Here is a 26,221-nt window from a genome sequence, read left to right as displayed (position 1 = left end):
ATTTTATTTGAAGTTAATATCTATATGTAGATTATATACTTTAATTTTTTAAATATAAATAACTATCAAAGCAAATTTATTTATATTTTGTGAAAAACGCACTAATATAGAATTTATAGTGATATAAAGGAGTTACAAAATGAATAAAGATGTTTCATCCAATCAGCACATTATTAGATTTGAAAATGGTGAATTAAAGGATACTGTAGATACTTATGTAACAGAATTCCCATTAACTATCATGGTCAATGGTGAAGAGTTTGCAACTGTTATTTGTAGTCCTACTAATATGGAAGAATTAGTATTGGGGTTCTTAGCATCAGAAGGTGCATTATTAAAAAAAGCAGAACTAAAATCATTACAAATAGATGATAGTAGAGGGTTTGCCCATGTTGAACTAACAAAATCGCTAAATGATCGATTCGAATACTCTAGTAAACGAATGATTGCATCATGTTGTGGTAAAAGTCGTGAATTTTATTTTCATAACGATGCTGCTACTGCTAAAACATCCTTATCTAATATCACTATTACTCCTCAGCAAGTTTTAAATATGATGACTCGCTTACAAACTGCCAGTACAATATTTAAGCAGACAGGCGGATTGCACAATGCGGCTATTAGCGATGGTGATAACTTCTTTGAACATCGTCAAGATATTGGTCGTCATAACGCGCTAGATAAATTATTTGGATTTTGTATACAAAATAATATTCCTGTAAGAAATAAAATTTTAATATTTAGTGGTCGTATTTCCTCGGAAATTTTAATTAAAGCTGCCAAAATTGGCGTAGGCGTTATTTTATCTAAATCAGCACCAACGACATTAGCTGTACAATTAGCAGATGATTTAAACATTACTGCTGTTGGATTTATTAGAGACGGTAACTTTAATATATATAGCCATCCAGAACGTATAAAAGCTGCTGTTGATTTCAATTAGTGTTTGAAATCAACAGCAGCTCTTTTTATATATTTTCTTTTAATATTTGATATCTAAAACTTCTATATACATAACCCTGTTTCAAATACATATCTTTAACTGTATCTTCACCATCTGCAACTAAAATAACTGGGCGTTGCCCTGCTAATTCCCCTATATACGATTGCATTGTACGACCGATACCATTTCTTTGGTAATTTTCAAGTACGCCAAATCCATCTATTTCTACAGAGTTTTTATTTTCTATCACATCGACAATACCTACTGGCTTATTTTCTAAATATCCAATCATAGGCGTTGCTTTCATGTTATCAAAGTTTTGTCTAATCTTTTCAACATTTTTTTTAGCATATTTTTTGCCATATGGTAATGAAAATTGATAGAAAATATCAAGATAATCATTTAAGTTAGTACGATTTACTTTGATTAATCTTACATCTTGATTTCTACTTAATTGGGCTAAGTCATTTGCTTCAATGATATAGAATTCTAATACACCAAGTTCAAATCCTAATTCTTTAAACAGTTCAAACCACTGTTCATTAAGTTGATCGTTCTCAGGAAAGTAAAAAGATAAGTGATTGGAACCTTGTGCAACATGCATTTCCTTTTGGGTTTCAATATCTTTCAACCATTGAACTTGTGATGGGCACTGATGATATAACCAAGTATTGTTGGCAAATTGAAGTGCATCTGATGGTGTTAAATAAACGGTCTTCATTGAATCTTCTAAAAAAATATTACCTTCCAAATATATATCAGACATCGTCAAATGCTTCATAAATATTACCCCATCTCAGCAGATAATTAGAATTGTTATGATTCTATATATGAAACATTGTCTTACACTGATTTTATTTTATCAACTGTTTGAATCGAGAGTGATTAAGTAAAGTCGCTCCTATTAAGCTTGCAATAATTGCTTTAACTATATCCCCAGGCATAAAAGTTAATGATAATACGATGGATTTAGAAATAGGTATATTTATAATGAATCCCATTATAATGGTACCTAGTATATCTAATCCAAGTACACCAATGATAATAGTAGCAACTAATAGCATTATAAAGTTTACTTTATGTAAATATTTGTCTCTTATCCATCCGATAAAGAAAGCTACAACTGGATATAAGAATAAAAATCCTGCTGAAGGACCTGCGAAAACGCCGATACCCCCTCTACCACCTGATAACACTGGTAGTCCTACTGCAGCTAACAGTAAAAATACAACAACACTTAAAGTTCCTAACTTTCTTCCTAACATTATTCCTGCTAAAAATATCCCTATATTTTGCAATACAATTGGTACTGGCATAATTGGTAAAGGTACTGGTGGTACCAAACCTAAAATACAAATGATGGCTGCCATCAAAGCTGTAAATACTAATTCTTTTGTACTCATCATTTCATCCTCCTTACATGAGAATGATTATACCATTAATGTAAACTTAATGGAATAAAAAGTTTACATTAGTTGACACGTTTTGCTAAATCACTTATATAATTAAAGAAATTATTTCGCTCTACATAATTAATCACATTAACCTCTCGGCCATCATTACATTTAAATGTTCTACCTTGACTTGGACCATGTGCTTTAACATCTACATTCAATTTAACTGATTTAGTTAATTTAGGATTACCTACATAAGCTGTTGTTAACACATCCCATAAAAAGTAAGTCGAATTTGTTATAAAATGTGTTAATGGTGGTACAGCTGCATAACTAACACCTAAGAAATCAATACCTGTATAATGACGTTCATCTGCCCAACGTTGTCTCACTTCTAAAGTTAAAGGAACTTGATTGGTGCTTTCTAAAGCTACCATATCTATCTTGATATCACTATCAAATACTGTTTTCACCGCTTCTGGATCCCAAAACGCATTCCATTCTGCCGTGCCGTCATGCTCTGGTTCTTCAACATTACCTTTTTCTAAAAATGTTCCTCCCATCCAAACTAATTTATCTACTTTGTTCACTATAGTTGGTTGTATTTTTAATGCTTTAGCTAAGTCAGTTAAAGGACCAGTAAATAACAATGTAATTTTTTCTTCAGTATTTTGAAGAATGTTAATGATATCTTCATAAGCCTCAAGATGATTTTCTTTTGAATTTGTTAAAGTAACTTTTTCATTTAAAATTGGTAACGCGTCCATGAAAAATGCATGCATTCTCCAATCTTTAGGAAATGGATTTTTCCCTCTTTCAAATGATGGTGCAACATCAAGTTTTTGATTGGAAAAGCGATTGATAATCTTGATAGACGCACTTAAAGATGGTTCTAAATAGCAATCTGCTCCAATCGTGCTTACACCTACAAGTTCTATTTCTTCCATTTGTAAAAGTAAGAATAAAGATATAAGATCATCAACGCCACCATCATGATTAAAATAAACTTTTTTCATTGTTTTTCTCCTTTTTATTATTTTATTTCTTTCAATTTATATGTAATTATATCGAAATCACAAACAAAATTCATAATTTACTACTACATAAAAGAAGTTGAGACACAATTTGCGTCTCAACTTCTAAGTTATTGATATCGTTTTTTTATTATCTTTTTATTTAGTATCCATTAATTTTTTCTTCAAATCTTTACGCATGAAGTCTAAGCTATATGGATCATTATACCAGTATGTTTCTGCTTTAACTTTAATCACATTACCATTTTTAACTGCAGGTAAGTTTTTCCACATATTTGTTTTTTCATATGCAGGTGTTGCTTTACCTTCACTTGTAGATACAATGTAATCGCCAGCGTATTGATCAACTTTTTCTTGTTTAACTTCAGCAAATCCAGCTTTTTTAGTTAAATCATCAACTGATTTTGGCATTTTAAGACCGAATGCTTGATATAAAATTTCTCCGCCACGGCCCCAATGGTCGCCGTAAGTGTATAATTTTTTATCAAATTCATCAAAGATAGTTACAGTTTTATCTTTACCAATTTTATCTTTAATCTCTTTGCCGTCTTTAGAAGTTTGATCTTTCCATTCTTTTTCCCATTTTTTAACTGCATCTTCTTTACCTAGTAATTTACCTAGTTCTTCTTGTTGTTCTAAGTAACTATGTTTCGCATAGTTAAATGGTACAGTTGCTGCGATTTTTTTATATTTTTTAATGTTTTTATTTTGATCTAAGACAATAATTAAATCTGGTTTTTCTTTTGCAACTTTTTCGACATCATCGTCTCCAACTTTAGTTACACCTTTAAATTTGTCTTTCAAAATATCACTTTGATCGACTTGATTACTTACTGCTACTACATTTCCACCTAATTTTTTCACGCCACCAGCATATGATGGAGCTACAACAGCAATTCTTTTTGGATCCTTAGGAACTTTTATTGTTTTCCCATCATCCGTTTTGTAAGATTTCTTCTCAGAATTCTTTGAACTATCGTCTGAGTTGTTACCACATGCAGCTAAAACTAACACTAGTGCTATTAAAGGTAATAATAATTTCTTCATTTTTTCCTCCCATTGAAAACGATTATCAATTTCATTAAAATTATACAACTTTACATATATTTTTACAATAAGCAATTTCACCAGTTTTTTTAAATTTTAATAAATTTATTTCAATAAAGTAACTTATTACTATATTAATCCTGTAATGCTTTTTGCAATATTAGTATATGCCATATCTTCCATCGGAGGATTATGAAGACCTGCGCGCATATCTCGATAATATCTTTGTAATGGTCTTTCCATCTCAAGACTTTTTGCTCCTACAATTCTCATTGCTAAATCTACAACTTCCAATCCTTGATTTAATACAAGTACTTTACTTGCAGAAGTCTCATTCCAAATTTCTGTGTCTTTCTCATATAATTGATAACCGTGGGCAGTACTCCATAAAAAATGTCTTGCCGATAATAATAGAGATTCCATTTTACCTAAATTTTGTTGAACTGTAGGTAATTCTGCAATAGTTCCTTCTATACTATTCGGACTATACGTTTTAGTGAAATCTACTGCGTAATTTCTAGCTGCTTGTGCGATTCCTAAATAGACACTAGGAATATGCAAAATCCAACCATTTGCTCCAGGTTTACGTTTCTGTTCAACAAAATATTTATGAGGAATTTTTACATTATTTAACACTAAATCATGACTTTCAGTAGCACGCATACCAATCATGTTCCAATTATCGGCGATGTCCACGCCTTCAACATTTCTTGGAACTAAAAAGAATCCTACTTGATCTAATTCTTCTACATATGCTCCTACAATAAAGTGTGTTAATGCCTTACTCATTGAAGTAAATGTTTTGACACCATTTAAAATATAGCCGTCTTTTTCTCTTACTGCATGAGTTGCCGGACGTCCTCCGCGTGTAGGGCTACCAGTTTCAGCTTCACTTACTGCACGATTAACGAGTGCGCCTTTTTTCACTGCTTCGGCAAATTCTTCTAATAATTCAGGTTCCCACAATTGTTGTTCAAATAATTGACCCACTACACTTAAATGCCAACCTATTGATAAGGCAGTTGCGCCATCTATTTCTGCTAAATAAGTTTGCAAAATAACCATATCTTCAATCGTAGCGCCTTCACCGCCGTATGCTTTTGGTAATGTTAATAAAGTATATCCTTCATTAATTAACCACTCTATATTTTCAAATGGAAAGCGTGAGGCAATATCATTTTGCTCCGCATACGATTTAAACTGCTCTTCTATTGTTTTAAACTTTTTTATCCATTTATGTTGTATCTCTGATTGCACCAAGAATGACTGTGTCATTATTTTCACCTCATCATAGTATTAATAGCTTGTTAATTATCCTTAGTTTAACACTCAACATTATTAAATAAAAGGACTGATATTTCACAATTCCTACTTTACCGATAAGAATTAATATGATAAATTTACTTTAATATATTTGGGAGGCTGATACCTTGATACAAGTAGAACATTTATCTCATTTTTATCATTCAAATCAGGTTTTAAAAGATATTAATTTTTCACAAGAACAGGGAACCGTGACAGCTATTATTGGACCTAGTGGTTCAGGAAAAACAACTTTACTTCGTACTCTCAACGCACTCGCAACTCCTTCTAAAGGTTCGATAACGATTGATGATTATCAATTTAATGCTGAACAACATACTAAAAAAGATATTTATCATCTTCGACAACAATCAGCAATGGTTTTTCAAAATTATAATTTATTTAAAAACAAAACCGTATTAGAGAATATTACTGAGGGCTTAATTTATGGGCAAGGTAAAGGAAAAAGAGAAGCGATACATATTGCTGAAGATCACTTAAATATGGTGAATTTATTAGAACATAAAGATAAGTACCCTATCCAACTATCAGGAGGTCAAAGTCAACGTGTTGGTATAGTACGTGCACTTGCATTAAATCCTAAAGTACTATTATTAGATGAACCTACATCTGCATTAGACCCTGAATCAATCCAAAGTGTATTAAATCTTATACAACGTATTGCACAACAAGGAATGACAATGGTTATAGTAACTCACGAAATTAGCTTTGCTGAAGCTATTGCTGATCAAATTTTATTTATTGATAACGGAGAACTAGTCGTACATGGTTCACCAAGTGATGTTTTATATAATCAAGATAATGACCGTATCCAACGTTTTATACAACGTATTAGAACGGAGGTAGATGTAAATTGAAACGATTCTCCCCTTGGTTAGTATTAATGAGCGTATTTATATCTACTATAGCTTTATCTGCATGCTCAAATGATCAATCACAACGTGCTACTAAAGCTCATCCAAAAGAAATCAAAGTAGCGTTATCGGCAGAAGTAAATCCTCCATATTTATATACTAATAAAAAGAATGAATTTGTAGGACTTGATATGGATTATATGAAATTATTAGAGAAGAAATTACCACAATATCATTTTAAATATGAAGTTGGTGAAGAAGAATCTAACCTAGTAGGTATAGGTTCTAAAAAATTTGATATGGGAATTAATTGGTTCTTTAAAACACCCGAACGCGAAAAACAATTTTTATATCAAGATGTTCCTTACAGTTATGCATTACCTATGCTTGCAGTTAATAAAAATAATCATGATATACATCAGCTTAGCGATTTAACTAATAAGAGATTAACTCCAATGGCACCAAGTGGTGGTTTATTTTCTATATTAAAACAATATAACAAGTCACATAAAGAACCTATCAATATAGATACGATTCAAGCACCTTCTAATGGAGATAATTTAAAAATGGTTGGTAATCATCGACGTGATGCAATGTTTTTAAATTGGAATACATATAAAGCGATTCAAGAAAAAGTAAATGAAGATGTTAAAATTGGTGGCATTGTTAAAAAAGAACCGCTTCACATCGTTTATAACAAAGATAATCAACAATTACATGATGATATTGATCAAGCTACTCAAGAATTAAAAAAAGAAGGTAAACTTCAAAAATTATCTAAAAAATATTTTGATATTGATGTGTTTGATGATTTAGAAAATATCAATAAGCATAAGAAACAATTGGAGGTGCAATAATATGTCTGCCACACAATGGTTAGATTTATTTAATCAAGTATTACAACAACTTCCTATTACTCTAGTAATGATTATAAGCGCTTTAATCTTTGCCATTATATTAGGACTATTATTAACAATGATTCGTATTAAGCAAACGCCTATATTGGCGCCTTGCGTCAGAATATACCAATCATTTATGAGAAGTACCCCTCTTCTACTTCAATTGTTTTTAGTATATTTTGCATTACCTCAATTTTTATTAATATTTCATATAAACATTAATCACTTTGACAGATTATTTTTCATAATATTAGCTTTTAGTCTTCATAGTGCTGCTTATTTATCAGAAGTCTTTCGAGCTGGTTATTTATCTGTTGAATATAGTCAGATTGAAGCTGGATTATCAGTAGGTTTAAGCTATCCGAGAATACTAAAAAATATTATCGTTCCACAAGCTTTACGTAACAGTATTCCTAATTTAACGACTCAGATTATAGAATTAATTAAAGATACATCGTTAGCATTTACTATTGGAATTATAGACATGATGGGACAAGTTCAACTTATTATTGGCAATAATTATGGTTTAGGAATGTTAGAAGTATATATTGTTATTTCTATTATATATTGGATGCTCGCTTTGATTGTTCAAGGTGTGTTTACATTAATTAATAAAGTTTCAGAAAAACCATATCAAGCATAGGAGGCAATCAAATGTCATTCATTTTACATACCTTCATTGAAGTTTTAAAGGGTGTACCAAATACAATTGCAATTACACTTATAGCTATGTTGATTGGTATTATTATAGGTACAGTATTTGCGATTATTCGATTGCAACGAATACCTGTACTATCTCAATTAGTAATCGTTTATAATTCATTTTTCAGAAGTACACCGCTCATAGTTCAATTATTCATTTTCTATTATGGTTTGCCAGCACTTATTCTATGGTTCAACTCAATTTTTCATACTTCACTTAATCCAGATATGGCACATCCATTGATGATTGCTGCAATCACCTTTGCATTGCATGCGACGGCCTATTTATCAGAATCTATTAAAGGCGGTTTGCTTTCTGTTGATCCTAAACAAATTGAAGCTGCTCAAACTGTAGGTTTATCTAAATGGAATGTTTATAGACGCATTGTTTTCCCTCAAGCGTTTGGCTATGCATTACCTAATATTGAAAATCAATTTATTATGTTATTAAAAGGAACATCACTTGCCTTTGCTGTACAAGTAACAGAAATTATGGCGATAAGTACTGAAATTGCTAATGAAGGTTATCAATTTGTACCAGTATATACAGTAGCAGCGATATTTTACTGGGCATTGGCAATTGTTATTGAGTATGTGTTCCATAAAATTGAACATCGCACAACACACTATTTAACATCTTAATAAAAAAATTATGGGACTCACTACTTTAATGGTGAGTCCCATAATTTTTAATTAATTTCTACTTCCTATATCTCTATTTTGACGGCCTGCAAATAACATAATCCATGTTGCTAATATAAATGGCATTGTTAATGAAGGTAACCCAAGAGGTTCAAGCATTGTGTTCAAACCTAGATTTAATAGTACTGCTAGTAATAACCCTAAAAAGGCAGAAACATATGTATTAATTGACGTTTTAAATGTTGAGCCTAAAGCTATTGCAGTTAAAATTAAATTATATCCAAATAGTCCTTGGTTGATGTTATCAGTGTTACCACCTAATAAACCAACAATTAAATAACCAATAATACTTCCTACTATTGCAAAAACAAACGCTTTTCTTGAGCCAATTAAAATTCCAATAAGTATTAATAATCCAGCCCATACACTAGGTATTAAAAATACTTCACTAAACCCATCTAAAATGGAATGTAGTAAATTTAAATGATGACCAGAATTACTTGTCACTGGTTTAATGGTGTTTGGTAATAAATTTAATGGTGTTTTCACAGCTTTTACTTGTTCAGATATAGAAACTGCAAACCACGTCAAAATGACAAATGGTGCTGTAAGCATTGCTATTCCGTATGGCTTTAACCATTCTCTTATTGCTGATCCAACAGGTAATGTTAATATTGTTGCCATCAATGTAATTAGAATACCTGCCCAGTTTTCATTTAAAAATAATGTCAAAGCTATTGCAGTTAATACAGGATTAAAACCTGCTAATCCATTATCTATTTCTTCTTGAGAATAGTTAATATATGGCGCAAGTATGTATGCAATGATACTTCCAATTAATGCACTTATTCCGACTTTCCAATTACCAACAAATAATGCAATTAATATAAAAAGCCCTGTGTAATGATTATTAATTAATAAAACTTGTGAAATGTTTTTCAAAATGATTTGAATGGATTTCATGAACTTTTCCCCCAATTCGACAATGAATATGATACAACAATTTAATATTAATGTGTATTAATTCGATATAAAGAATGAAAATGTTTTACTAATTAAAAAATTCAAATAATATTAGTAAACACGCTGTAATCATTAAAAGTTTTGCCCATTTTAATTAAATTTTTAATTTATGGAATCGTTATACTTGTTTAAAATTAAAAATCGTCCTAATATAAAATTTGCAAGTTTATTGCGAACTTTATTTCGGGAAAGAAGGGATTATTTTGCACTTTACACAACGTGAACAAGATAAATTAATGATAGTTGTAGCTGCAGAAGTTGCTCGTCGCAGAAAAGCGCGAGGACTTAAATTAAATCATCCAGAAGCACTTGCATTAATTAGCGATGAATTATTAGAAGGTGCTCGTGACGGTAAAACTGTAGCTGAATTGATGAGTTATGGTAAAACAATTTTAAATGAAGAAGATGTTATGGATGGGGTTGCAAGTATGATTACTGAAATTGAAATTGAAGCAACATTCCCAGATGGAACTAAATTAATCACTGTCCATCATCCAATTGTCTAAGGAGGACATAAATATGATTCCTGGAGAAATTAGAGTAAAAAAAACAGATATTGAAATTAATCCAAATTCACCTGAAACAGTTATTGAAGTTAAGAATGTTGGAGATCGTCCTATTCAAATTGGCTCACATTTCCACTTTTTTGAAGCTAACTTAGGTTTAGAATTTGAAAGAGACAAAGCATATGGTAAACATTTAGATATTCCAGCTGGTGCCGCTGTCAGATTTGAACCTGGCGATGTAAAACACGTGCAACTAGTAGAGTATTCTGGTAACCGTAGAATTTATGGTTTCCGTGGATTCGTTAATGGTCCAATTGATGGCTCCCGTGTTTATCGCCCTACTGGTGAAGACGACGAGTACGCTGGTGTTTATAATGACGAAGGTCATGAAAATACCAATAAAAAAGGTGGTAAAAGATAATGAGCTTTAAAATGACTCAATCACAATATACAAGTTTATATGGTCCAACAGTTGGAGATGCAATTAGATTAGGCGACACTAACCTATTCGCAGAAGTTGAAAAAGATTATGCCAATTATGGTGACGAAGCAACTTTCGGTGGCGGAAAATCTATCCGTGATGGTATGGCTCAAAATCCTAACGTGACTCGTGATGATAAAAATGTAGCCGATTTAGTTATAACTAATGCAGTCATTATTGACTATGACAAAGTAGTTAAAGGTGACATTGGTATTAAAAACGGCTATATTTTTGCAATCGGTAAAGCGGGTAATCCAGATATTATGGATAACGTCAATATAATCATCGGAAGTACAACAGATATTATTTCTGCTGAAGGTAAAATTGTTACAGCGGGTGGTATTGATACACACGTTCACTTTATTAACCCAGAACAAGCTGAAGTTGCTTTAGAAAGTGGTATCACTACTCATATTGGTGGCGGAACTGGTGCATCTGAAGGTGCAAAAGCAACTACCGTTACACCTGGACCTTGGCATATACATCGTATGTTAGAAGCTGCTGAAGCATTACCTATCAATGTAGGTTTCACAGGTAAAGGACAAGCTGTCAATCATACAGCACTTATTGAACAAATTCACGCTGGGGTTATTGGTTTAAAAGTACACGAAGACTGGGGTGCAACGCCTTCAGCTTTAAGTCATGCTTTAGATGTTGCAGATGAATTCGATGTCCAAATCGCTTTACATGCTGATACATTGAATGAAGCTGGATTTATGGAAGACACTATGAAAGCAATTAAGAACCGTGTTTTACACATGTACCATACTGAGGGTGCTGGTGGTGGTCACGCACCTGACTTAATTAAGTCCGCTTCATATTCAAATATTTTACCTTCATCTACAAACCCAACTCTACCTTATACACATAATACTGTAGACGAACATTTAGACATGGTAATGATTACTCACCATTTAAATGCTTCTATTCCTGAAGATATTGCATTCGCGGATTCTCGTATTCGTAAAGAAACAATTGCTGCAGAAGACGTATTACAAGATATGGGTGTATTCAGTATGATTAGTTCTGACTCTCAAGCTATGGGTCGTGTAGGTGAAGTGATTACACGTACTTGGCAAACTGCACATCGTATGAAAGAACAACGTGGTGCTTTAGAAGGCGACTCAGAATATAATGATAACAATCGTATTAAACGTTATATTGCTAAATACACTATTAACCCTGCGATTACACATGGTATTTCAGAATATGTTGGCTCAATTGAATCAGGTAAATTAGCTGACCTTGTATTATGGGATCCTGCGTTCTTTGGCGTTAAACCTGAACTTGTAGTTAAAGGTGGTTTAATCAATGTAGCAGTTAACGGTGATGCTAATGGCTCTATTCCAACTTCAGAACCTATGAAATATCGTAAAATGTATGGTCAATATGGTGGTAATATCACTCATACAGCAATGACTTTCGTTTCTAACACTGCATTTGAAAATGGTATTTATAGACAACTTAACTTACAACGTATGGTTAGACCTGTTAAAAACATTCGTAATTTATCTAAAGCAGATATGAAAAATAACAGTGCAACACCTAAATTAGATGTTGATCCACAAACATATGAAGTATTTGTTGACGGTGAAAAAATTACAAGTGAAGCTGCTACTGAGTTACCATTAACTCAAAGATACTTCTTGTTCTAGGAGGAAAATTGTTAATGATTATAGAAGAAATTCAAGGCAATATTGCTAATTTATCAGCTGATGAAAAAAATAAACATGTAGAAAAAGTTTATCTAGAAAATTCTGACTTAGTTAAACGTATCCAACGCGTAAAAACGGATCATGGTAATGAAATTGGTATTCGTTTGAAACAACCTATCGATTTACAGTACGGTGATATTTTATATAAAGATGATACAAATATGATTATCGTTGATGTAAATTCTGAAGATTTACTTGTTATCAAACCACGTACATTAAAAGAAATGGGAGATATTGCCCATCAACTTGGTAATCGTCATTTACCTGCACAGTTCACAGAAACTGAGATGTTAGTACAATATGACTATCTCGTTGAAGATTTACTTAAATCTTTAGGTATTCCTTATAGTCATGAAGATAGAAAAGTAAACCAAGCGTTTAGACATATAGGACATTCTCATGATTGATCATCAAAATTTACGCTTATTTCAGTTCTGTGATTCACAGTTTCCAACCGGTGCATTTAGTCATTCATTCGGCTTGGAAACATATATTCAACATGAAGCGGTACATGATGATTTAACATTTGTTCAATGGTTAAAATTATTTTTAAATGAACAGCTAACTTATTCTGATGGTTTAGCAATGAAAATTGTATACGAAGCCTTAGACAATAATGATGTTGATAAAATCTTACGTATGGATCGACTTATCTTTGTTCAAAGTTTACCTAAAGAAACTCGTGTCGGAGCTAAACAAATGGGCACAAGAATGGTGAAATTAGCTATGGAATTATACGATAGTGAATGGATTCATTGGTATCATGAACAAATGAAAAATAAAAAAGCTAAGCTACATCCAGCAATTTGTTTTACTATGCTTGGTCATTATTTAGGCGTTGATATTAGTACAATTATTGATTATTATCTCTATCAAAATGTATCTAGTCTCACGCAAAATGCAGTAAGAGCTATTCCCTTAGGTCAAACTGCCGGTCAAAAAGTTGTAACTCAAATGATTCCTTATATAGAAGAAACACGAAATCATGTTTTATCTCTTGATGAAAGTGACTTTGGTATGACTGCGCCTGGATTAGAATTAAATCAAATGGAACACGAAAATGTAAATGTAAGAATATTTATTTCATAGGAGGTCAAATATATGACTGAACCAATTAAAATTGGAATTGGTGGACCTGTTGGTGCAGGTAAAACTCAATTAATAGAAAAAGTTGTTAGACGTCTAGCTAAAGATATGAGCATTGGCGTTATAACAAACGATATATATACAAAAGAAGACGAAAAAATCTTAGTCAATACAGGTGTCTTACCAGAAGATAGAATTATCGGTGTTGAAACTGGTGGTTGTCCGCATACAGCAATTCGTGAAGATGCTTCTATGAACTTTGCTGCTATTGATGAATTGTTAGAAAGAAATGATGACATCGAACTTATTTTCATTGAATCTGGTGGCGATAATTTAGCTGCAACATTTAGTCCTGAACTTGTTGACTTTTCAATTTATATTATCGACGTTGCCCAAGGTGAAAAAATTCCACGTAAAGGTGGACAAGGTATGATTAAATCTGATTTCTTTATCATCAATAAGACAGACTTAGCACCTCACGTTGGCGCTTCTTTAGACCAAATGGCTGAAGATACAAAAGTATTTCGTGGTGACAGACCATTCGCATTTACAAACTTAAAAACAGATGAAGGCCTAGATGAAGTTATTGAGTGGATTGAACGAGATACGTTACTAAAAGGATTATCATAATGTCTCAACAATCTTGGACAGGTCAACTTGATTTAACGGTTTTTAACAATGGTAAACGTTCTGTAGCACGTGACATCTTTTTTGAAAAAGCATTAAAAGTCATACGTCCTGTTTACCTAAACGGGTCAACTACCCCTACTTTCTACATTGTTAATGTAGGTGGTGGTTACCTTGATGGTGACCGTTATTCTATGAATTTCAATATTGAAGATAATGCTAGTGTCACACTAACGTCTCAAGGTGCTACAAAAATTTATAAAACTTTAAAAGATCATGTTGAACAATATCAAACTTTCCAATTAAAACCTAATGCTTATATGGAATACGTAGCTGATCCAATCATTGCTTATGAAAATGCTAAATTTTATCAACACAATCGTTTTGATTTAGATGAAACAAGTGCGATGTTTTATACCGATATTCTCACACCTGGTTACTCATCAGATGATAAAAACTTTTCATATAAATATATGCATTTAGTTAATGAAATTTATATCAATAATGAACTCGTAACATACGACAATCTTATGTTAAATCCTGAAAAAAATTCAATTGATTCTTTAGGTTACATGGAAAATTATACACACTTAGGCTCAGCATATTTTATTCATCCTAGTGTAAATCAAAAATTCATTGATGAAATTTATAATCAAATTAAACACTTTGAGAAAGAATTAAACTGTCGATTAGGTATAACGCAATTACCTACTCATGGACTTTCAATTAGAATTTTGTCTAACCGTACGCAGTATATAGAATCCATACTTGAAAAAGCCCAATCTTATATTGCTAATGAACTGTATGATAGAGAAATTAACTTTTTAAGAAAATATTAAATTAAATGGCATGGTTACAAATGTAACCATGCCTTTTTCAAGCTAAAAAATAAGGATGAAGCTATATTATGTAGTTTAGATGCTATTCAATTTGTGATCAATGGATACTCTTTATCGTATTAACAATAAAAACACATTCACTAACCATTAAATAAATCTCTTTTCTATTTAATAAACTTTCTTACTGATCAACATCTATCATTTCCTAGCTACCCTATTAAATGGAGCATATCATATAAATTTATATACTCCATTCCACTTCTCAATTCCAAAACCTACTTTTCCATTACATCAATCACCTGAATTTGAACCCTTAATATAAGAAATACAATATAATAAAACGAGTTACTTAGATATATTGTTCTAATTCATCAATGAGCTTTTTAATTTTATCTTTTTGTTCTTTAGTTACATATACTATAACTGTACGTTCATCATGAACACTTCTTTTTTTCGATAATAAATCTAACTCTTTTAATTTTTGTAATGCTTTTGTTAAGTAATATGGTTTAAATTCAGAACATGTCGCAATTTCTTTAGAAGAAATCTCAGTAGAACCACTTTTTAAGATATAATTCAAAATATAAATTTCCTCATAATTCAAATTATATTTCTTTTTAGTGTCTCTAAAGAACTTTTTCACTTGAAATGTAGCTTCTACTAAATCATTAATATTTTTTATTTTTGCCATTTTAAAAACCACTCCTCTGATGCACATCTTGTTGTAGCAAGGCTCACATAATTTCATCTAACTGAATTGAACTCCACCCATGTTACAAAGTTCATTTTAAACAAACAAGTATAAAAATTCAATAATTTTATTACTCGAATTTGCATTTATATATTTATTACTTTTCACAAACATTTATTTAACTTTATTCAAGGTTATTAAAATATGCATATCAAAATTTTAATACTTTTAATTATTGGTTATATTTTAATTATTTTATAATAACTATCTGATTAAATGACTTTTTAGAAGTAATTCCACAGGTTTAAACTTTTAAAATAAAAAAAGCGATAAGCCAGAAAAAATTAAGAATTAATTTATTCACGGTTTATCGCTATATTAATAATTTTAATTCAGCTGATTTTGAAACTCTAAATTACTTTGATTATAATTTTTCTTTAACAAAATCAACAAAACTTTGTACATCTTTAGATTTAAAATCATGCATTGGAATTTTACCAATATTAAAATCAAAAGTGATTGTTTTACCATCACATTGTATATCATTAACTTCATCATACCCAATACTTCTATAATAAAATTGTCCATTCATATCTACATTCATTATAATTCTTTCTGAAGTAGCTATAAATGCACCTTCAAATTGTGACTGTCCTCTAACTTCGTAATCCATAATGCCTAATACAGAAGGCCCTTTTTTCTCTGTTGGAAATAAATCATTGGGATTTACATTATCTAAAATCATATGTTAACTCCTTCTATCACTTACTAATTTACAAGTTCTTCATTCCTTGTTTTAAAGTATTGTAACATGATTCAATAATAGAAAGTATTAAGGTGCTTTACAATCGTTCAATTTTAATATAATCGTTCTTTCATCTTCTAAACTACGTTCTTTGATTATATAGCCTTTTTGATTTAACTTTTTTATTATAGAACTTAAAGAAACTATACCTACTTGAGTTTTATATCTCATATACTTAACTGTCATTTTATTATCATTATTAAGTAATATTGCTAACAAATACACCTCTTCCAAAGAGAGATTATTAATCATTAATTGTTCATCCATATCATCAAGTACCTCACCACATTTAATAAAATATAAAATGTGGTTACTTACTCTCTGATTTATAACTATCTTTCGAGATTCTAGCATCTCATCAATTTCATTAAATAATAAATGAATTTTATTCTTCTGTTGTTCTGACATAGTAATAACCAATTTTCGTTGATCTTTGTCATCACGTTCTTTTGATATCCAATTGTTTTGATACAAATATTGCAACATTTTTAAAATTGAAAATTTCGATCGCTTATTATACATTTCGAGTTGGCTAATATCTATATGCTTATTTTCATCATATAAATATAATATAAAGTAGAGTAATTTAATATGATTTATAGTTAAATGGTATGAATATTTTAAATAATCATTAGCTAATTTAACTAACATATAGTGTGCTACAAAACAGTTCATTTTCACATATGACATGACATATCTTCCTCTCTACTAATCAGTCATGCATAATTAACTAAATCAATATTTTAATATGTGCTATTGTCATACTTGGTAATCGAATTAAGCTTTCTTCTATGTCTTTTTTAGTCATTTCGCCAATCCAATAAAGGTTCTCTATTTTCATTTCACTTACAATTGATTCATTATCGTTTTTCATTGGTTTCATAAATGTTTGATAATTAATCATGTTAATTTCAGCATGAGTGATTTTATTAATACTTGAGAAATTTAATTGAACTTGCTCAACATTTGGATTTTTGGAAATAGGTAAATCAAATAGTGCAATACATTGATATTCATTTTTATAATTAGTAACTAATAATTGTGTATCTAGATAAACTATATCCCCTCGTAGTTGATTAAAAATATTTAGCATAAATAAAATGGAATCTGACAATGAAATTTGAGATGACTGTTTTTCTTTCAAATCTAAATGTTGCCAATATAAATGAATAGATCTCATATTACATAGATGTTTAAATATATTTTTCAAATTTTTTAAATCAACTATATCAATAAGTTCTTTTGTTGTATTTGTAAATAAATTACTTATCATTAACTTATTTGGTTGCGCTAATTTGATTTTATCTGTCTGATTTATTGGAAGAATAATATAGTCAACGAATGTTTCAACTTGTTCAACTATTGCTAATTGTTCTTCATTAGGTCTCCATAGCAAAATGTGATTATCAAAATATGAATTTAAAATTTGCTTAAGTTCTTTTATTTCAAATAAACTTAATTCATGCATTAAAAATTCAATATTTTCATTTCTAAAGCGTCTTGATACTTGAAACAACGTATTCATAAATTGTTGTAATGCTATTCTTTCTTGCGCTGTAAAATGCTTAGATTGTTTAGTTTTGATTTTATAAACAGGCGTCATATGTACATCGTCCATTAATGTCAACAATTGAGTTATGTTATCTTCAAATATTTTTATATTTTGCATAATTAAGTCAAAATCAACGTCAATAATGAGATGTATCTCATTACTTCTATAATTCAATTTATTTTTTAATTTTAATAAATCAAAATGACTCAACGTCATTAATTTATTTATTTCTATATAAAGTTGATATGGAAAAATACAATTCTGTTTGTCTTGCGCAGAAAATTGAATATCACATTGTATAGATGTGTTATTAGAACCTTTCTCTATATTACGTATAAGTTTAAACACATTTTCGTCCAATTTAATTTCTTCAGTTTCATTATTTGAGATAGATGTTCCTATGTATTTCTTTCTAATTAATTTAGGAGTTTGTCCATAAGCTTCTTTAAAAAGTTGTATAAATCGAGAATAGTGATTAAACCCATGCTTACCAGCTATATCTTCAATAGGAAGATTCGTTGAAATAATATCTAATAAACAAAATCTAAGTCTAATATGATTTAAATATTGATTAAAACTATTGAATGGCGTATGACGAAACATTTCTGTTAATAATTGGCTAGGTATTTTTGTAGCAGACACGAGATCACTTTTAATAATTTTTTGTGAATGATTCTTAACTAAGTATTCATGAACTGGTTCAGCAATAAAAGATAATTTTTCATTATCATTAATATTTGAATCAACTGAACATAGTTCGATACACAAGTATTTAATAACTTTATCTATCGTCATGTATTGAGTTTGATTGATACATCTTAATTCAATTAGTTTCTTTAATAACCAAGATATTCTTGTATGATTTTCTGAATTAATTTCTCCACCTAATAAACTCGTCCCAGTAGTCATAAATCTCATAAAATCCTTTGCCGAAATTTCTATTAGACTAGTTATAGCTTGTTCTTCACTATTAATTTGATACAAATCATTAATCATAATAAGTGCAATGCTACCGGTTTGCATTTTATATCTTTTTAAGTTGATTAATATATCTCCATTCCCTTTCAACCAATAAACAAGTTTAACATTTGTCTCTTTACTATTATTAATAATTAAATTCTTGAAAACACGAATTGAATAATTTTCTATCATTTAAATTCCTCACGTTGCATATAGACATATTTCTAATCTTTATTTTGTCCCCATTTCTTTTAAATCTTTAAATTAGATAACATCTATCTTCTTACTTAATTGTATAATGATTCAAAAATTTATAGTAGCAATTTATTTTAATATTATATCAATTTTTAATTATATTTAAATAGCATGTTTTGAACTATATGTTACTTTATCCATATTTCTTAATATTTTATCACTGCTCATTCATCTTACTTTGATTCTAAAATATGCACGTTAGTCAACGTATGATTAAAAGAGGTTGTCTCACACTTAAAAATTTTGTTTATACTTTTCATCTATATTCAATTTAAATTTTCTGTAAATTTACAGATATGTAACACATCATTTTGTAACTTTTTTAATATATTTGATAAATAGCTTAACCACCATATTTATGTGCCTTTCATGTACTATTATATTAATTTTAAATTGTGTAACAATATTAGCATAAAATTACAAATCAATAACAAGGCACACAAATTCACTTTTTTTTGGTAAAGTATGTCTTGTCGTTAACAAACGAAATAAAACTTACATAAACTATAGCATTAATGCTATTTAAACTTTTTAAACATATTTTAGGAGGATATTTATCAAATGAAAAAAATCGCTACAGCTACAATCGCAACTGCAGGAATCGCTACTTTCGCTTTTGCAAGTCATGATGCTCAAGCAGCAGAAAATAATAACGGGGGCTACAACCCAAATGACCCAAGTTCATATAGTTACTCATACACAATCGATCAACAAGGTAACTACCACTACACTTGGAAAGGTAACTGGAGTCCAAATCATGTAAACCAAAATAATAGCTACGATTATGGTTACAATACTCAAGCTTACAATTACAACAATAATAATTACAATAGTTATAACAATAATTACAATAGCTACAAAAATAGTTATGATTACGGCTATAATACACAAGCTTATAATCAAAACAACCAACGTACAGGTGGTCTTGGTGCTAGTTACTCAACTTCAAGCAGCAATGTACATGTAACTACTACTACTGCACCATCATCAAACGGTGTATCATTATCTCAAGCATCTTCAAATGGTGGTAACTTATATACTGCTGGTCAATGTACTTATTACGTATATGATCGCGTAGGTGGTAAAGTTGGATCAACTTGGGGCAATGCTAATAACTGGGCAAATGCTGCTGCAGCTGCAGGTTATACAGTAAATAATAAACCAGCTGCTGGTTCTATTTTACAAACAACTCAAGGTGGATATGGTCACGTTGCATATGTTGAAAGTGTAAATAGTAATGGTTCAGTACGTGTATCTGAAATGAATTATGGTCATGGTGCTGGTGTTGTTACTTCACGTACAATCTCAGCTAGCCAAGCCGCTTCATATAACTACATTCACTAATCAATTTTAAATATTAATAAAAAGAGACCGAACTATAAGTCACTTTCTAGTGATTTCATAGCTCGGTCTTCTTATATTATATTAGTGCAACTATTATTTACTCATCAAAAATGTCGTAACTTATCATTCGACATAGTCAATAACCAAACGAACCAGGTAATATCAATATATCTCACCTGGTTCTTTGATTATAAACAAATTCAAATAAATTTCTTGATTAGTCTTTCTCATAATAATTGGCAATTTATTAATATGTTGTTTAAAAGAATTCGTTTAGTCTAATATTTCACGGTTAAATTCCGCTACAAAACTTAACCCCTACTCTAATTAGAAGGATATTTATCATAGTTAAAACATAATGAAGATATAATCGCTACAATTTATACCTATGTAATTGTTTTAACGTATTTATTACTTTCCACTTATTTATTAATTTAAACTTCATTTTTATTAATTTTTTTAATTCCTATTCCTGTAAAGCCATATATCACTGCTATAATTGCGCAAATGTAACAAGGAACTGTCCAAATAAAGAAGTCATTAACATTTACATTTAATTGTTGTGCATAGTATATACCTGAAGTACCCCAAGGAATTAAAGGTAACACCATTGTACTTGAATCTTCTAACGTTCTTGATAACACAGTTTGTGATAATTGTCTTTCTTCAAACATTTCTTTCATTAAAACGCCAACCATAATGATGACGATAGAAGCTACACCTGCCGCAAAAACTAACATAAGACAACATACAACTGTTATTAAAATCAGTGTCCCTACTGAATTAACACCCTTAGAGACAGTTTTTAACAATACGTCTAAACAACCTGTTCTTTCTACTATCCCCGCAAATGCATAACCGCAAAATATCGTAACTATAATTTCGGTCATACTCATCATACCGCCTTGCTCAATAAGTGCTTTAACATTATTCGACACATGGCTATGATTCGTCATTGTATGGCTAAAGCCATTAAATGTCGCTTTAAATCCATCAACAATATTGAAATGATTATTAAATGTACCGACTAATAATGCACTTAAACTTGATATTAACATCGCAGGTACTGTAGATATTTTACATAGTAAACAAATGATTATAACAATTAAAGGAATCCATACAAATACATTGATATGATATATCTTTGCAAGTTCATGTAGTAATTGTTCAATTTGTTTAGGATTAGTTTGACTATGGTAGCGTAATCCAGCAAAAAACCAAACAATTAAACCTATGATTGATGCAGGAATTGTTGTCCACATCATCGATTTGATATGTGCAAAGATATTCACCTTTGTAACTAAAGCTGCTAAATTGGTAGTATCAGAAAGTGGCGACATTTTATCACCAAAAACAGCTCCAGCAATAATTGCACCGGCAGCCATACCACTATCAATGCCTAATTGATTTCCTATTGATATTAAAGCAATCCCTGCAGTGGATGCAGATCCCCAAGCAGTCCCTGTTGCTACTGAAGTAATTGCACTAATTATAAAAGCTGATACTAAATAATAACTCGGATTTAAGAAATTAAGACCATAATAAATGAGTGCCGGAACTGTACCTGAAAACATCCAGCTACCAACTATAATACCTACTGCTAAAATGATAAATATAGCTGGCATTGCTGTATTTAAACGCTTAGAAATTCCTTCTTCCAAATCTTCCCATCGTAAGCCTACACGGTATGCAATACAAGCTGCATATGCAGAAGAGATCAATAACAATACTTGAATAGGTATGTTAAATATTACAAAACCAGTAGTTACTACTATTACCATAACTATAATAGTAGATATCGATTCTAAAAAAGTTGGTTGTCTTTTCATATATTTTCCCCTTATCTATACTTTTCTTTTTGAAACAAGACCTCTTTCCTTTCAATATTTTTGACATGTAATTATTCTAAATCTAATTTATCTAATCCTAATTCTTCTACAGTTAAACCATCTTCAAAGAAATCACGTTCTAATATAGTAGAAGCAATGACAATGACTGCATCTATATTAGGTGTAGGTACATCTATGACACGGCCTAAACTTGACCATAGCACTAGACCATATGCAATATCCTCTGTCAGATATCTATTTTCCACATGATTAGGACCTGGAATTTGAGAAAATACTGGACTGGTATTAAATAATCTATTTAATGGTTCGTCTTCATCTTTACGTTCTAAATACCCTCTTTGAATTCTTGATTCTTTAGCGGTTTCTAACTCAAAACCTAATTTACGTCCTAAATTTAAACGTTCTAATTCAATGCCATGAAGTAAACGTACCGTATGTTTTGTTATTCCTTCTTTATATAATGAGAACTCTTCTGCATAATCTATACGACCTACATTTAATAAAGTTGGTCCTGGATGAACTTCGGGGTTACCATTTTCTAAATTAGTTTTAAGTAAACTTTCTTCTTTAACTAGGTTTGGATAAATTTCTGATACTTTATCATAACTATCATTCAATTCTTCTCTGTTAAATGTTGAGAAATAAACTCTACGTACGTTTAAAGATAAATCAACGCGTGCTTCATTAAAGTCAACACGAGTCCCATATGTTAATGTATTCGCTTCTGCAAAATTAGGCATAACATCAATATGTCTGTCTTCTAATACATTCATAAAACGAATAGATGCCATAGAAGCTGCAATGTTAAAGAATATTAATTGATTATTTGTCACATGATAAGACATCACTTTTGCATAATATTCTATAAATGAAGAAGGAATAATAACTTGAATAATTTCTGCATCTTTCATTACATCTTCAATATCATCACTAATATTAGTGAATTCTATAAATTTTTCTTCGCCTTCATTATTAAAATCAAACCCACCACGTTCAAATGCTTTATTGAACTTTTCAATAGATTGATTTCGGCAATATAATTTAACATCATGCCCTTTGTCTACCATATCTAAAGCAGCTGTTACTGCACCATTACCTGATCCAATAATTGCAATTTTCATATAAAAACCTCTTTCTTATTTATATTTCATTAAAAAGGTGGAACTAAAATGGCTTTATAAAAAGTTATCCTAGTCCCACTCTATACCTTCGTAAATCATTAATAATTTTACATTTCTACATTATAATTGTTAATACAATATGATTAAACTATTTATTTAGTTTAGTCATCATTTACATATTAAATTTATATATAAACTTAGGTTACAGAATACTTAATGACGAAACTAATAATTTTATATATCCTATTTTAAAATAAATAAACCTGTAGATAGACGATAAGACAAAACATGTTATTATATAAACTAAAAACTTATTTATTAATTTATAAACATTTGATATAGTAAAGATGTAATAAATTTAATTTACATATAAAACGGGGGTATTCCTATGGCAGAACAATTTCAAGATAATGAAATATCTGATCAAACGTCTCAAATGGTTGATTCGAACGATGAAGATTCACGTCTTATGTCTATGCTAATATATCTACTAAGTTTATTTAGTGGCATTATTGGACCGATTATTATTTGGGTTATTAAACGTAAAGAATCTAAACTTGTTGATAAAGCTGGTAAGAACTATTTTAATTTTGCTATTTCGTATACTATTTGGACAATCATTCTTACAGTAATTATGTTAATACCTTTTATTATCGGTTTAAGTATGAATAATGATACTGCCGCAATAATTGGCATCATCTTCTATATTGTTGGCATAATTGCATTATTAGTTCTATGTTTACTATCATTTATTTTTACTATCATTGCATGTGTAAAATATTATGGTGGTAAAGAATATTTAATTCCTTTAAGCATAAGATTTTTCAAATAATTTCTGGATAGTTTATTACAACCTCTTGTAATATATGTTTTTTAGAAATGTTACTTATATTAAAAAAATATATTAACAACGCCTTTGGAAGCGTTAACTATATTTATTACCATGATTTTTGTTTATTACAACAAGAGTCATGGTTTTTTTAATTTAATTACGATAGTGTAACAACATACACAAAGTCATTGATATCTGTTAAAGTTACTCTTGTCGTAAAACGATTAAAACTTAAATTGGTAAATGAAGATGATATTTGGATCGCTACACCATATCACTTTACATATTAATACCAAACAAATTCGGGAGGATATTTATCATGAAAAAAATTGCAACTATTACTACATTAACAGCAGGCATTGGCGCTGCATATTTCGGTACAACATCTCATCATGCAGATGCTGCTGAATTTAATCAACCAAATAATCAATCATATAATACAACACAGACTTCAACTACAACTACTACAACATCTACTACTACACAGAACTCTTCATCTGGTAATTTATATACTGCTGGTCAATGTACTTGGTACGTATATGACAAAGTTGGTGGAAAAATTGGTTCAACTTGGGGAGATGCTAGAAATTGGGCATCAGCAGCACAACAAGCTGGTTATACAGTAAACAACACACCTAAAGCAGGATCAATTTTACAATCATCAGCTGGCGGCTACGGTCACGTTGCTTATGTTGAAAATGTTAGCAGCGATGGATCAGTTACAGTTTCAGAAATGAACTATAATGGTGGACCTTTCTCTGTTAGTACACGTACAATCTCAGCAAGTGAAGCTGGTTCATACAACTATATCCATATCTAGTATTGATAGTAATTTGAATAATGAATACAAACTTGTAAATGATTAATTAATCATTTACAAGTTTTTTTATGTTATAACACTTACATTTTGCCTCTTATCACCGATTTTGAGAGAATAGATTTATTGTTATTTTATTAGGAGGAATACGATATTGAAATGGTTAAAAGTCATTTTAGCAGGATTAGTAGAAATCATATGGGTTACTGGTTTGAATAACGCTGATTCATTTATTAGTTGGTTAGTAACACTTATTTTTATATTTTTAAGCTTCTATCTTGTGATTGATACTACTAAAAGCTTACCTGTAGGTACTGTATACGCTTTTTTTGTTGGTATAGGAGCTGCAGGTACAGTTATTGTTGATATGGTCTTTTTCAATCAACCTTTTACATTTATTAAATTATTTCTAATTATATTATTAATATTAGGAATTGTCGGTTTAAAACTTTCAACGAATGAAGATGTTGAAGGAGGTCATCAATAATGTCATGGATATATCTCATCATCGCTGGTTGTTTAGAAATTACTGGCGTTGTATTTATGAATGAATGGTCTCGAACTAAAAATAAAATATTTATGATTTTAATTGGGATAGCTTTTGTCTGTAGTTTTAGCACATTGAAGCTTTCAATGACTGAAATACCTATGGGTACTGCTTATGCTATTTGGACAGGCATTGGTACAGCGGGAGGTACTATTATAGGTATGATTTTTTATAATGAATCTAAAAATGTGTTTCGTATTATTTGTATTGCTATGATATTAGCTGCTGTAATCGGATTACGATTAATAAGTTAATTTGACCTATTCTTATAGTTGAATTAATTGTTAAGACTCGTATCTTTTTATATACTGTTGATAAAAGGAGTGATTAGG

General features: G+C 30.3%; 29 protein-coding genes. 17 read left to right on the top strand and 12 right to left on the bottom strand.

Annotation, left to right across the window (positions count from 1 at the left end; all coding sequences use genetic code 11):
• Positions 1–139 precede the first annotated feature (139 nt).
• Positions 140–943, top strand: coding sequence for a formate dehydrogenase accessory sulfurtransferase FdhD (gene fdhD, locus N524_RS0105120; protein ID WP_029055847.1), 804 nt, complete (start codon positions 140–142; stop codon positions 941–943).
• Between the two features lie 25 nt (positions 944–968).
• Here fdhD and N524_RS0105115 read toward each other — a convergent pair whose 3' ends face one another.
• From N524_RS0105115 to N524_RS0105095, 5 genes are all read right to left on the bottom strand, one after another.
• Positions 969–1,724, bottom strand: coding sequence for a GNAT family N-acetyltransferase (locus N524_RS0105115; protein ID WP_017638549.1), 756 nt, complete (start codon positions 1,722–1,724; stop codon positions 969–971).
• Positions 1,725–1,797: 73 nt separating this feature from the next.
• Positions 1,798–2,346 (bottom strand): biotin transporter BioY, encoded by a 549-nt coding sequence (locus N524_RS0105110; protein WP_029055846.1) that lies wholly within the window; start codon positions 2,344–2,346, stop codon positions 1,798–1,800.
• Between the two features lie 68 nt (positions 2,347–2,414).
• A complete protein-coding gene (locus N524_RS0105105; RefSeq protein WP_029055845.1) occupies positions 2,415–3,353 on the bottom strand; it encodes a nucleoside hydrolase in 939 nt (312 codons plus the stop codon).
• A gap of 156 nt (positions 3,354–3,509) precedes the next feature.
• Positions 3,510–4,418 carry an ABC transporter substrate-binding protein gene (locus N524_RS0105100; RefSeq protein WP_029055844.1) on the bottom strand — a complete coding sequence of 303 codons (909 nt, stop codon included), beginning with the start codon at positions 4,416–4,418 and terminating at the stop codon, positions 3,510–3,512.
• A gap of 129 nt (positions 4,419–4,547) precedes the next feature.
• Positions 4,548–5,693, bottom strand: a complete 1,146-nt coding sequence (locus N524_RS0105095) for an acyl-CoA dehydrogenase family protein (protein ID WP_017638553.1) — start codon at positions 5,691–5,693, stop codon at positions 4,548–4,550.
• Positions 5,694–5,848: 155 nt separating this feature from the next.
• Here N524_RS0105095 and N524_RS0105090 point away from each other — a divergent pair, with 155 nt between their 5' ends.
• The 4 genes from N524_RS0105090 to N524_RS0105075 are packed head-to-tail and all read left to right on the top strand — an operon-like array spanning position 5,849 to position 8,838.
• A complete protein-coding gene (locus N524_RS0105090; RefSeq protein ID WP_017638554.1) occupies positions 5,849–6,598 on the top strand; it encodes an amino acid ABC transporter ATP-binding protein in 750 nt (249 codons plus the stop codon).
• A gap of 26 nt (positions 6,599–6,624) precedes the next feature.
• Entirely contained in the window at positions 6,625–7,452 is an 828-nt protein-coding gene (locus N524_RS0105085; RefSeq protein ID WP_070453748.1) for an amino acid ABC transporter substrate-binding protein, read from the top strand.
• Position 7,453: 1 nt separating this feature from the next.
• A complete protein-coding gene (locus N524_RS0105080) occupies positions 7,454–8,137 on the top strand; it encodes an amino acid ABC transporter permease (protein ID WP_029055842.1) in 684 nt (227 codons plus the stop codon).
• 11 nt (positions 8,138–8,148) lie between these two features.
• Positions 8,149–8,838 carry an amino acid ABC transporter permease gene (locus N524_RS0105075; protein WP_029055841.1) on the top strand — a complete coding sequence of 230 codons (690 nt, stop codon included), beginning with the start codon at positions 8,149–8,151 and terminating at the stop codon, positions 8,836–8,838.
• Positions 8,839–8,889: 51 nt separating this feature from the next.
• Here the strand turns inward: N524_RS0105075 and yut are convergent, their stop codons facing one another.
• A complete protein-coding gene (yut, locus tag N524_RS0105070) occupies positions 8,890–9,801 on the bottom strand; it encodes an urea transporter (RefSeq protein ID WP_029055840.1) in 912 nt (303 codons plus the stop codon).
• Between the two features lie 263 nt (positions 9,802–10,064).
• Between yut and N524_RS0105065 the strand changes: the two genes are divergently transcribed.
• Genes N524_RS0105065 through N524_RS0105035 form a run of 7 tightly spaced genes read left to right on the top strand, consistent with a single transcriptional unit; the run spans position 10,065 to position 15,115 of the window.
• Entirely contained in the window at positions 10,065–10,367 is a 303-nt protein-coding gene (locus N524_RS0105065) for an urease subunit gamma (RefSeq protein ID WP_017638559.1), read from the top strand.
• A gap of 13 nt (positions 10,368–10,380) precedes the next feature.
• Positions 10,381–10,788 carry an urease subunit beta gene (locus tag N524_RS0105060; protein ID WP_017638560.1) on the top strand — a complete coding sequence of 136 codons (408 nt, stop codon included), beginning with the start codon at positions 10,381–10,383 and terminating at the stop codon, positions 10,786–10,788.
• The gene (gene ureC, locus N524_RS0105055) at positions 10,788–12,503 is read left to right on the top strand and encodes an urease subunit alpha (protein WP_017638561.1); all 1,716 of its coding nucleotides are present in this window, start codon (positions 10,788–10,790) and stop codon (positions 12,501–12,503) included. The genes N524_RS0105060 and ureC overlap by 1 nt, the downstream gene beginning before the upstream one ends.
• A 14-nt stretch (positions 12,504–12,517) precedes the next feature.
• A complete protein-coding gene (gene ureE / locus N524_RS0105050) occupies positions 12,518–12,970 on the top strand; it encodes an urease accessory protein UreE (RefSeq protein ID WP_017638562.1) in 453 nt (150 codons plus the stop codon).
• The gene (locus N524_RS0105045; RefSeq protein ID WP_017638563.1) at positions 12,963–13,652 is read left to right on the top strand and encodes an urease accessory protein UreF; all 690 of its coding nucleotides are present in this window, start codon (positions 12,963–12,965) and stop codon (positions 13,650–13,652) included. Before ureE ends, N524_RS0105045 begins: the two co-directional genes overlap by 8 nt.
• 12 nt (positions 13,653–13,664) lie before the next feature.
• On the top strand, positions 13,665–14,279 hold the full coding sequence (gene ureG / locus N524_RS0105040; RefSeq protein ID WP_017638564.1) for an urease accessory protein UreG: 615 nt from the start codon (positions 13,665–13,667) through the stop codon (positions 14,277–14,279).
• The gene (locus N524_RS0105035) at positions 14,279–15,115 is read left to right on the top strand and encodes an urease accessory protein UreD (protein WP_017638565.1); all 837 of its coding nucleotides are present in this window, start codon (positions 14,279–14,281) and stop codon (positions 15,113–15,115) included. Before ureG ends, N524_RS0105035 begins: the two co-directional genes overlap by 1 nt.
• 349 nt (positions 15,116–15,464) lie before the next feature.
• Here the strand turns inward: N524_RS0105035 and N524_RS0105030 are convergent, their stop codons facing one another.
• The 4 genes from N524_RS0105030 to N524_RS0105015 form a co-directional block, all read right to left on the bottom strand.
• Positions 15,465–15,806, bottom strand: a complete 342-nt coding sequence (locus N524_RS0105030) for a transcriptional regulator, SarA/Rot family (RefSeq protein ID WP_029055839.1) — start codon at positions 15,804–15,806, stop codon at positions 15,465–15,467.
• A gap of 424 nt (positions 15,807–16,230) precedes the next feature.
• On the bottom strand, positions 16,231–16,551 hold the full coding sequence (locus N524_RS0105025; RefSeq protein ID WP_029055838.1) for a PH domain-containing protein: 321 nt from the start codon (positions 16,549–16,551) through the stop codon (positions 16,231–16,233).
• A gap of 87 nt (positions 16,552–16,638) precedes the next feature.
• On the bottom strand, positions 16,639–17,301 hold the full coding sequence (locus N524_RS12760; protein ID WP_225880639.1) for a transcriptional regulator, SarA/Rot family: 663 nt from the start codon (positions 17,299–17,301) through the stop codon (positions 16,639–16,641).
• 40 nt (positions 17,302–17,341) lie between these two features.
• Entirely contained in the window at positions 17,342–19,315 is a 1,974-nt protein-coding gene (locus tag N524_RS0105015; RefSeq protein ID WP_029055837.1) for a helix-turn-helix transcriptional regulator, read from the bottom strand.
• Positions 19,316–19,939: 624 nt separating this feature from the next.
• Here N524_RS0105015 and N524_RS0105010 point away from each other — a divergent pair.
• On the top strand, positions 19,940–20,722 hold the full coding sequence (locus tag N524_RS0105010; RefSeq protein ID WP_029055836.1) for a CHAP domain-containing protein: 783 nt from the start codon (positions 19,940–19,942) through the stop codon (positions 20,720–20,722).
• A gap of 434 nt (positions 20,723–21,156) precedes the next feature.
• On the opposite strand, the gene nhaC is transcribed toward N524_RS0105010, so the two are convergent.
• Positions 21,157–22,551: a Na+/H+ antiporter NhaC gene (gene nhaC, locus N524_RS0105005; protein ID WP_029055835.1), complete on the bottom strand. Its 1,395-nt coding sequence runs from the start codon at positions 22,549–22,551 to the stop codon at positions 21,157–21,159.
• Positions 22,552–22,622: 71 nt separating this feature from the next.
• The gene (locus N524_RS0105000; protein ID WP_029055834.1) at positions 22,623–23,693 is read right to left on the bottom strand and encodes an NAD/NADP-dependent octopine/nopaline dehydrogenase family protein; all 1,071 of its coding nucleotides are present in this window, start codon (positions 23,691–23,693) and stop codon (positions 22,623–22,625) included.
• A gap of 388 nt (positions 23,694–24,081) precedes the next feature.
• On the opposite strand from N524_RS0105000, the gene N524_RS0104995 reads away from it, so the two are divergent.
• The 4 genes from N524_RS0104995 to N524_RS0104980 all read left to right on the top strand — a co-directional run bounded on the left by N524_RS0104995 (position 24,082) and on the right by N524_RS0104980 (position 26,143).
• Positions 24,082–24,525, top strand: a complete 444-nt coding sequence (locus N524_RS0104995; RefSeq protein ID WP_029055833.1) for a DUF4870 domain-containing protein — start codon at positions 24,082–24,084, stop codon at positions 24,523–24,525.
• Positions 24,526–24,844: 319 nt separating this feature from the next.
• Positions 24,845–25,345, top strand: a complete 501-nt coding sequence (locus tag N524_RS0104990) for a CHAP domain-containing protein (RefSeq protein WP_017636445.1) — start codon at positions 24,845–24,847, stop codon at positions 25,343–25,345.
• Between the two features lie 151 nt (positions 25,346–25,496).
• On the top strand, positions 25,497–25,829 hold the full coding sequence (locus tag N524_RS0104985; RefSeq protein ID WP_029055832.1) for a DMT family transporter: 333 nt from the start codon (positions 25,497–25,499) through the stop codon (positions 25,827–25,829).
• Entirely contained in the window at positions 25,829–26,143 is a 315-nt protein-coding gene (locus N524_RS0104980) for a DMT family transporter (protein WP_029055831.1), read from the top strand. The genes N524_RS0104985 and N524_RS0104980 overlap by 1 nt, the downstream gene beginning before the upstream one ends.
• Positions 26,144–26,221: the final 78 nt, after the last annotated feature.

Origin of the sequence: Staphylococcus sp. URHA0057 (assembly GCF_000620265.1) — a bacterium.
Taxonomy (GTDB): domain Bacteria; phylum Bacillota; class Bacilli; order Staphylococcales; family Staphylococcaceae; genus Staphylococcus; species Staphylococcus pasteuri.
This window is presented reverse-complemented; position numbering and strand designations above follow the sequence as displayed.

Bases quoted from the DNA above. Each gene is read 5' to 3' on its own strand.
- fdhD (WP_029055847.1), top strand. From the start codon at position 140: ATGAATAAAGATGTTTCATCCAATCAGCACATTATTAGATTTGAAAAT.
- N524_RS0105115 (WP_017638549.1), bottom strand. From the start codon at position 1,724: ATGAAGCATTTGACGATGTCTGATATATATTTGGAAGGTAATATTTTT.
- N524_RS0105110 (WP_029055846.1), bottom strand. From the start codon at position 2,346: ATGAGTACAAAAGAATTAGTATTTACAGCTTTGATGGCAGCCATCATT.
- N524_RS0105105 (WP_029055845.1), bottom strand. From the start codon at position 3,353: ATGAAAAAAGTTTATTTTAATCATGATGGTGGCGTTGATGATCTTATA.
- N524_RS0105100 (WP_029055844.1), bottom strand. From the start codon at position 4,418: ATGAAGAAATTATTATTACCTTTAATAGCACTAGTGTTAGTTTTAGCT.
- N524_RS0105095 (WP_017638553.1), bottom strand. From the start codon at position 5,693: ATGACACAGTCATTCTTGGTGCAATCAGAGATACAACATAAATGGATA.
- N524_RS0105085 (WP_070453748.1), top strand. From the start codon at position 6,625: ATGAGCGTATTTATATCTACTATAGCTTTATCTGCATGCTCAAATGAT.
- N524_RS0105080 (WP_029055842.1), top strand. From the start codon at position 7,454: ATGTCTGCCACACAATGGTTAGATTTATTTAATCAAGTATTACAACAA.
- N524_RS0105075 (WP_029055841.1), top strand. From the start codon at position 8,149: ATGTCATTCATTTTACATACCTTCATTGAAGTTTTAAAGGGTGTACCA.
- yut (WP_029055840.1), bottom strand. From the start codon at position 9,801: ATGAAATCCATTCAAATCATTTTGAAAAACATTTCACAAGTTTTATTA.
- N524_RS0105060 (WP_017638560.1), top strand. From the start codon at position 10,381: ATGATTCCTGGAGAAATTAGAGTAAAAAAAACAGATATTGAAATTAAT.
- ureC (WP_017638561.1), top strand. From the start codon at position 10,788: ATGAGCTTTAAAATGACTCAATCACAATATACAAGTTTATATGGTCCA.
- ureE (WP_017638562.1), top strand. From the start codon at position 12,518: ATGATTATAGAAGAAATTCAAGGCAATATTGCTAATTTATCAGCTGAT.
- N524_RS0105045 (WP_017638563.1), top strand. From the start codon at position 12,963: ATGATTGATCATCAAAATTTACGCTTATTTCAGTTCTGTGATTCACAG.
- ureG (WP_017638564.1), top strand. From the start codon at position 13,665: ATGACTGAACCAATTAAAATTGGAATTGGTGGACCTGTTGGTGCAGGT.
- N524_RS0105035 (WP_017638565.1), top strand. From the start codon at position 14,279: ATGTCTCAACAATCTTGGACAGGTCAACTTGATTTAACGGTTTTTAAC.
- N524_RS0105030 (WP_029055839.1), bottom strand. From the start codon at position 15,806: ATGGCAAAAATAAAAAATATTAATGATTTAGTAGAAGCTACATTTCAA.
- N524_RS0105025 (WP_029055838.1), bottom strand. From the start codon at position 16,551: ATGATTTTAGATAATGTAAATCCCAATGATTTATTTCCAACAGAGAAA.
- N524_RS12760 (WP_225880639.1), bottom strand. From the start codon at position 17,301: ATGTCATATGTGAAAATGAACTGTTTTGTAGCACACTATATGTTAGTT.
- N524_RS0105015 (WP_029055837.1), bottom strand. From the start codon at position 19,315: ATGATAGAAAATTATTCAATTCGTGTTTTCAAGAATTTAATTATTAAT.
- N524_RS0105010 (WP_029055836.1), top strand. From the start codon at position 19,940: ATGAAAAAAATCGCTACAGCTACAATCGCAACTGCAGGAATCGCTACT.
- nhaC (WP_029055835.1), bottom strand. From the start codon at position 22,551: ATGAAAAGACAACCAACTTTTTTAGAATCGATATCTACTATTATAGTT.
- N524_RS0105000 (WP_029055834.1), bottom strand. From the start codon at position 23,693: ATGAAAATTGCAATTATTGGATCAGGTAATGGTGCAGTAACAGCTGCT.
- N524_RS0104995 (WP_029055833.1), top strand. From the start codon at position 24,082: ATGGCAGAACAATTTCAAGATAATGAAATATCTGATCAAACGTCTCAA.
- N524_RS0104990 (WP_017636445.1), top strand. From the start codon at position 24,845: ATGAAAAAAATTGCAACTATTACTACATTAACAGCAGGCATTGGCGCT.
- N524_RS0104980 (WP_029055831.1), top strand. From the start codon at position 25,829: ATGTCATGGATATATCTCATCATCGCTGGTTGTTTAGAAATTACTGGC.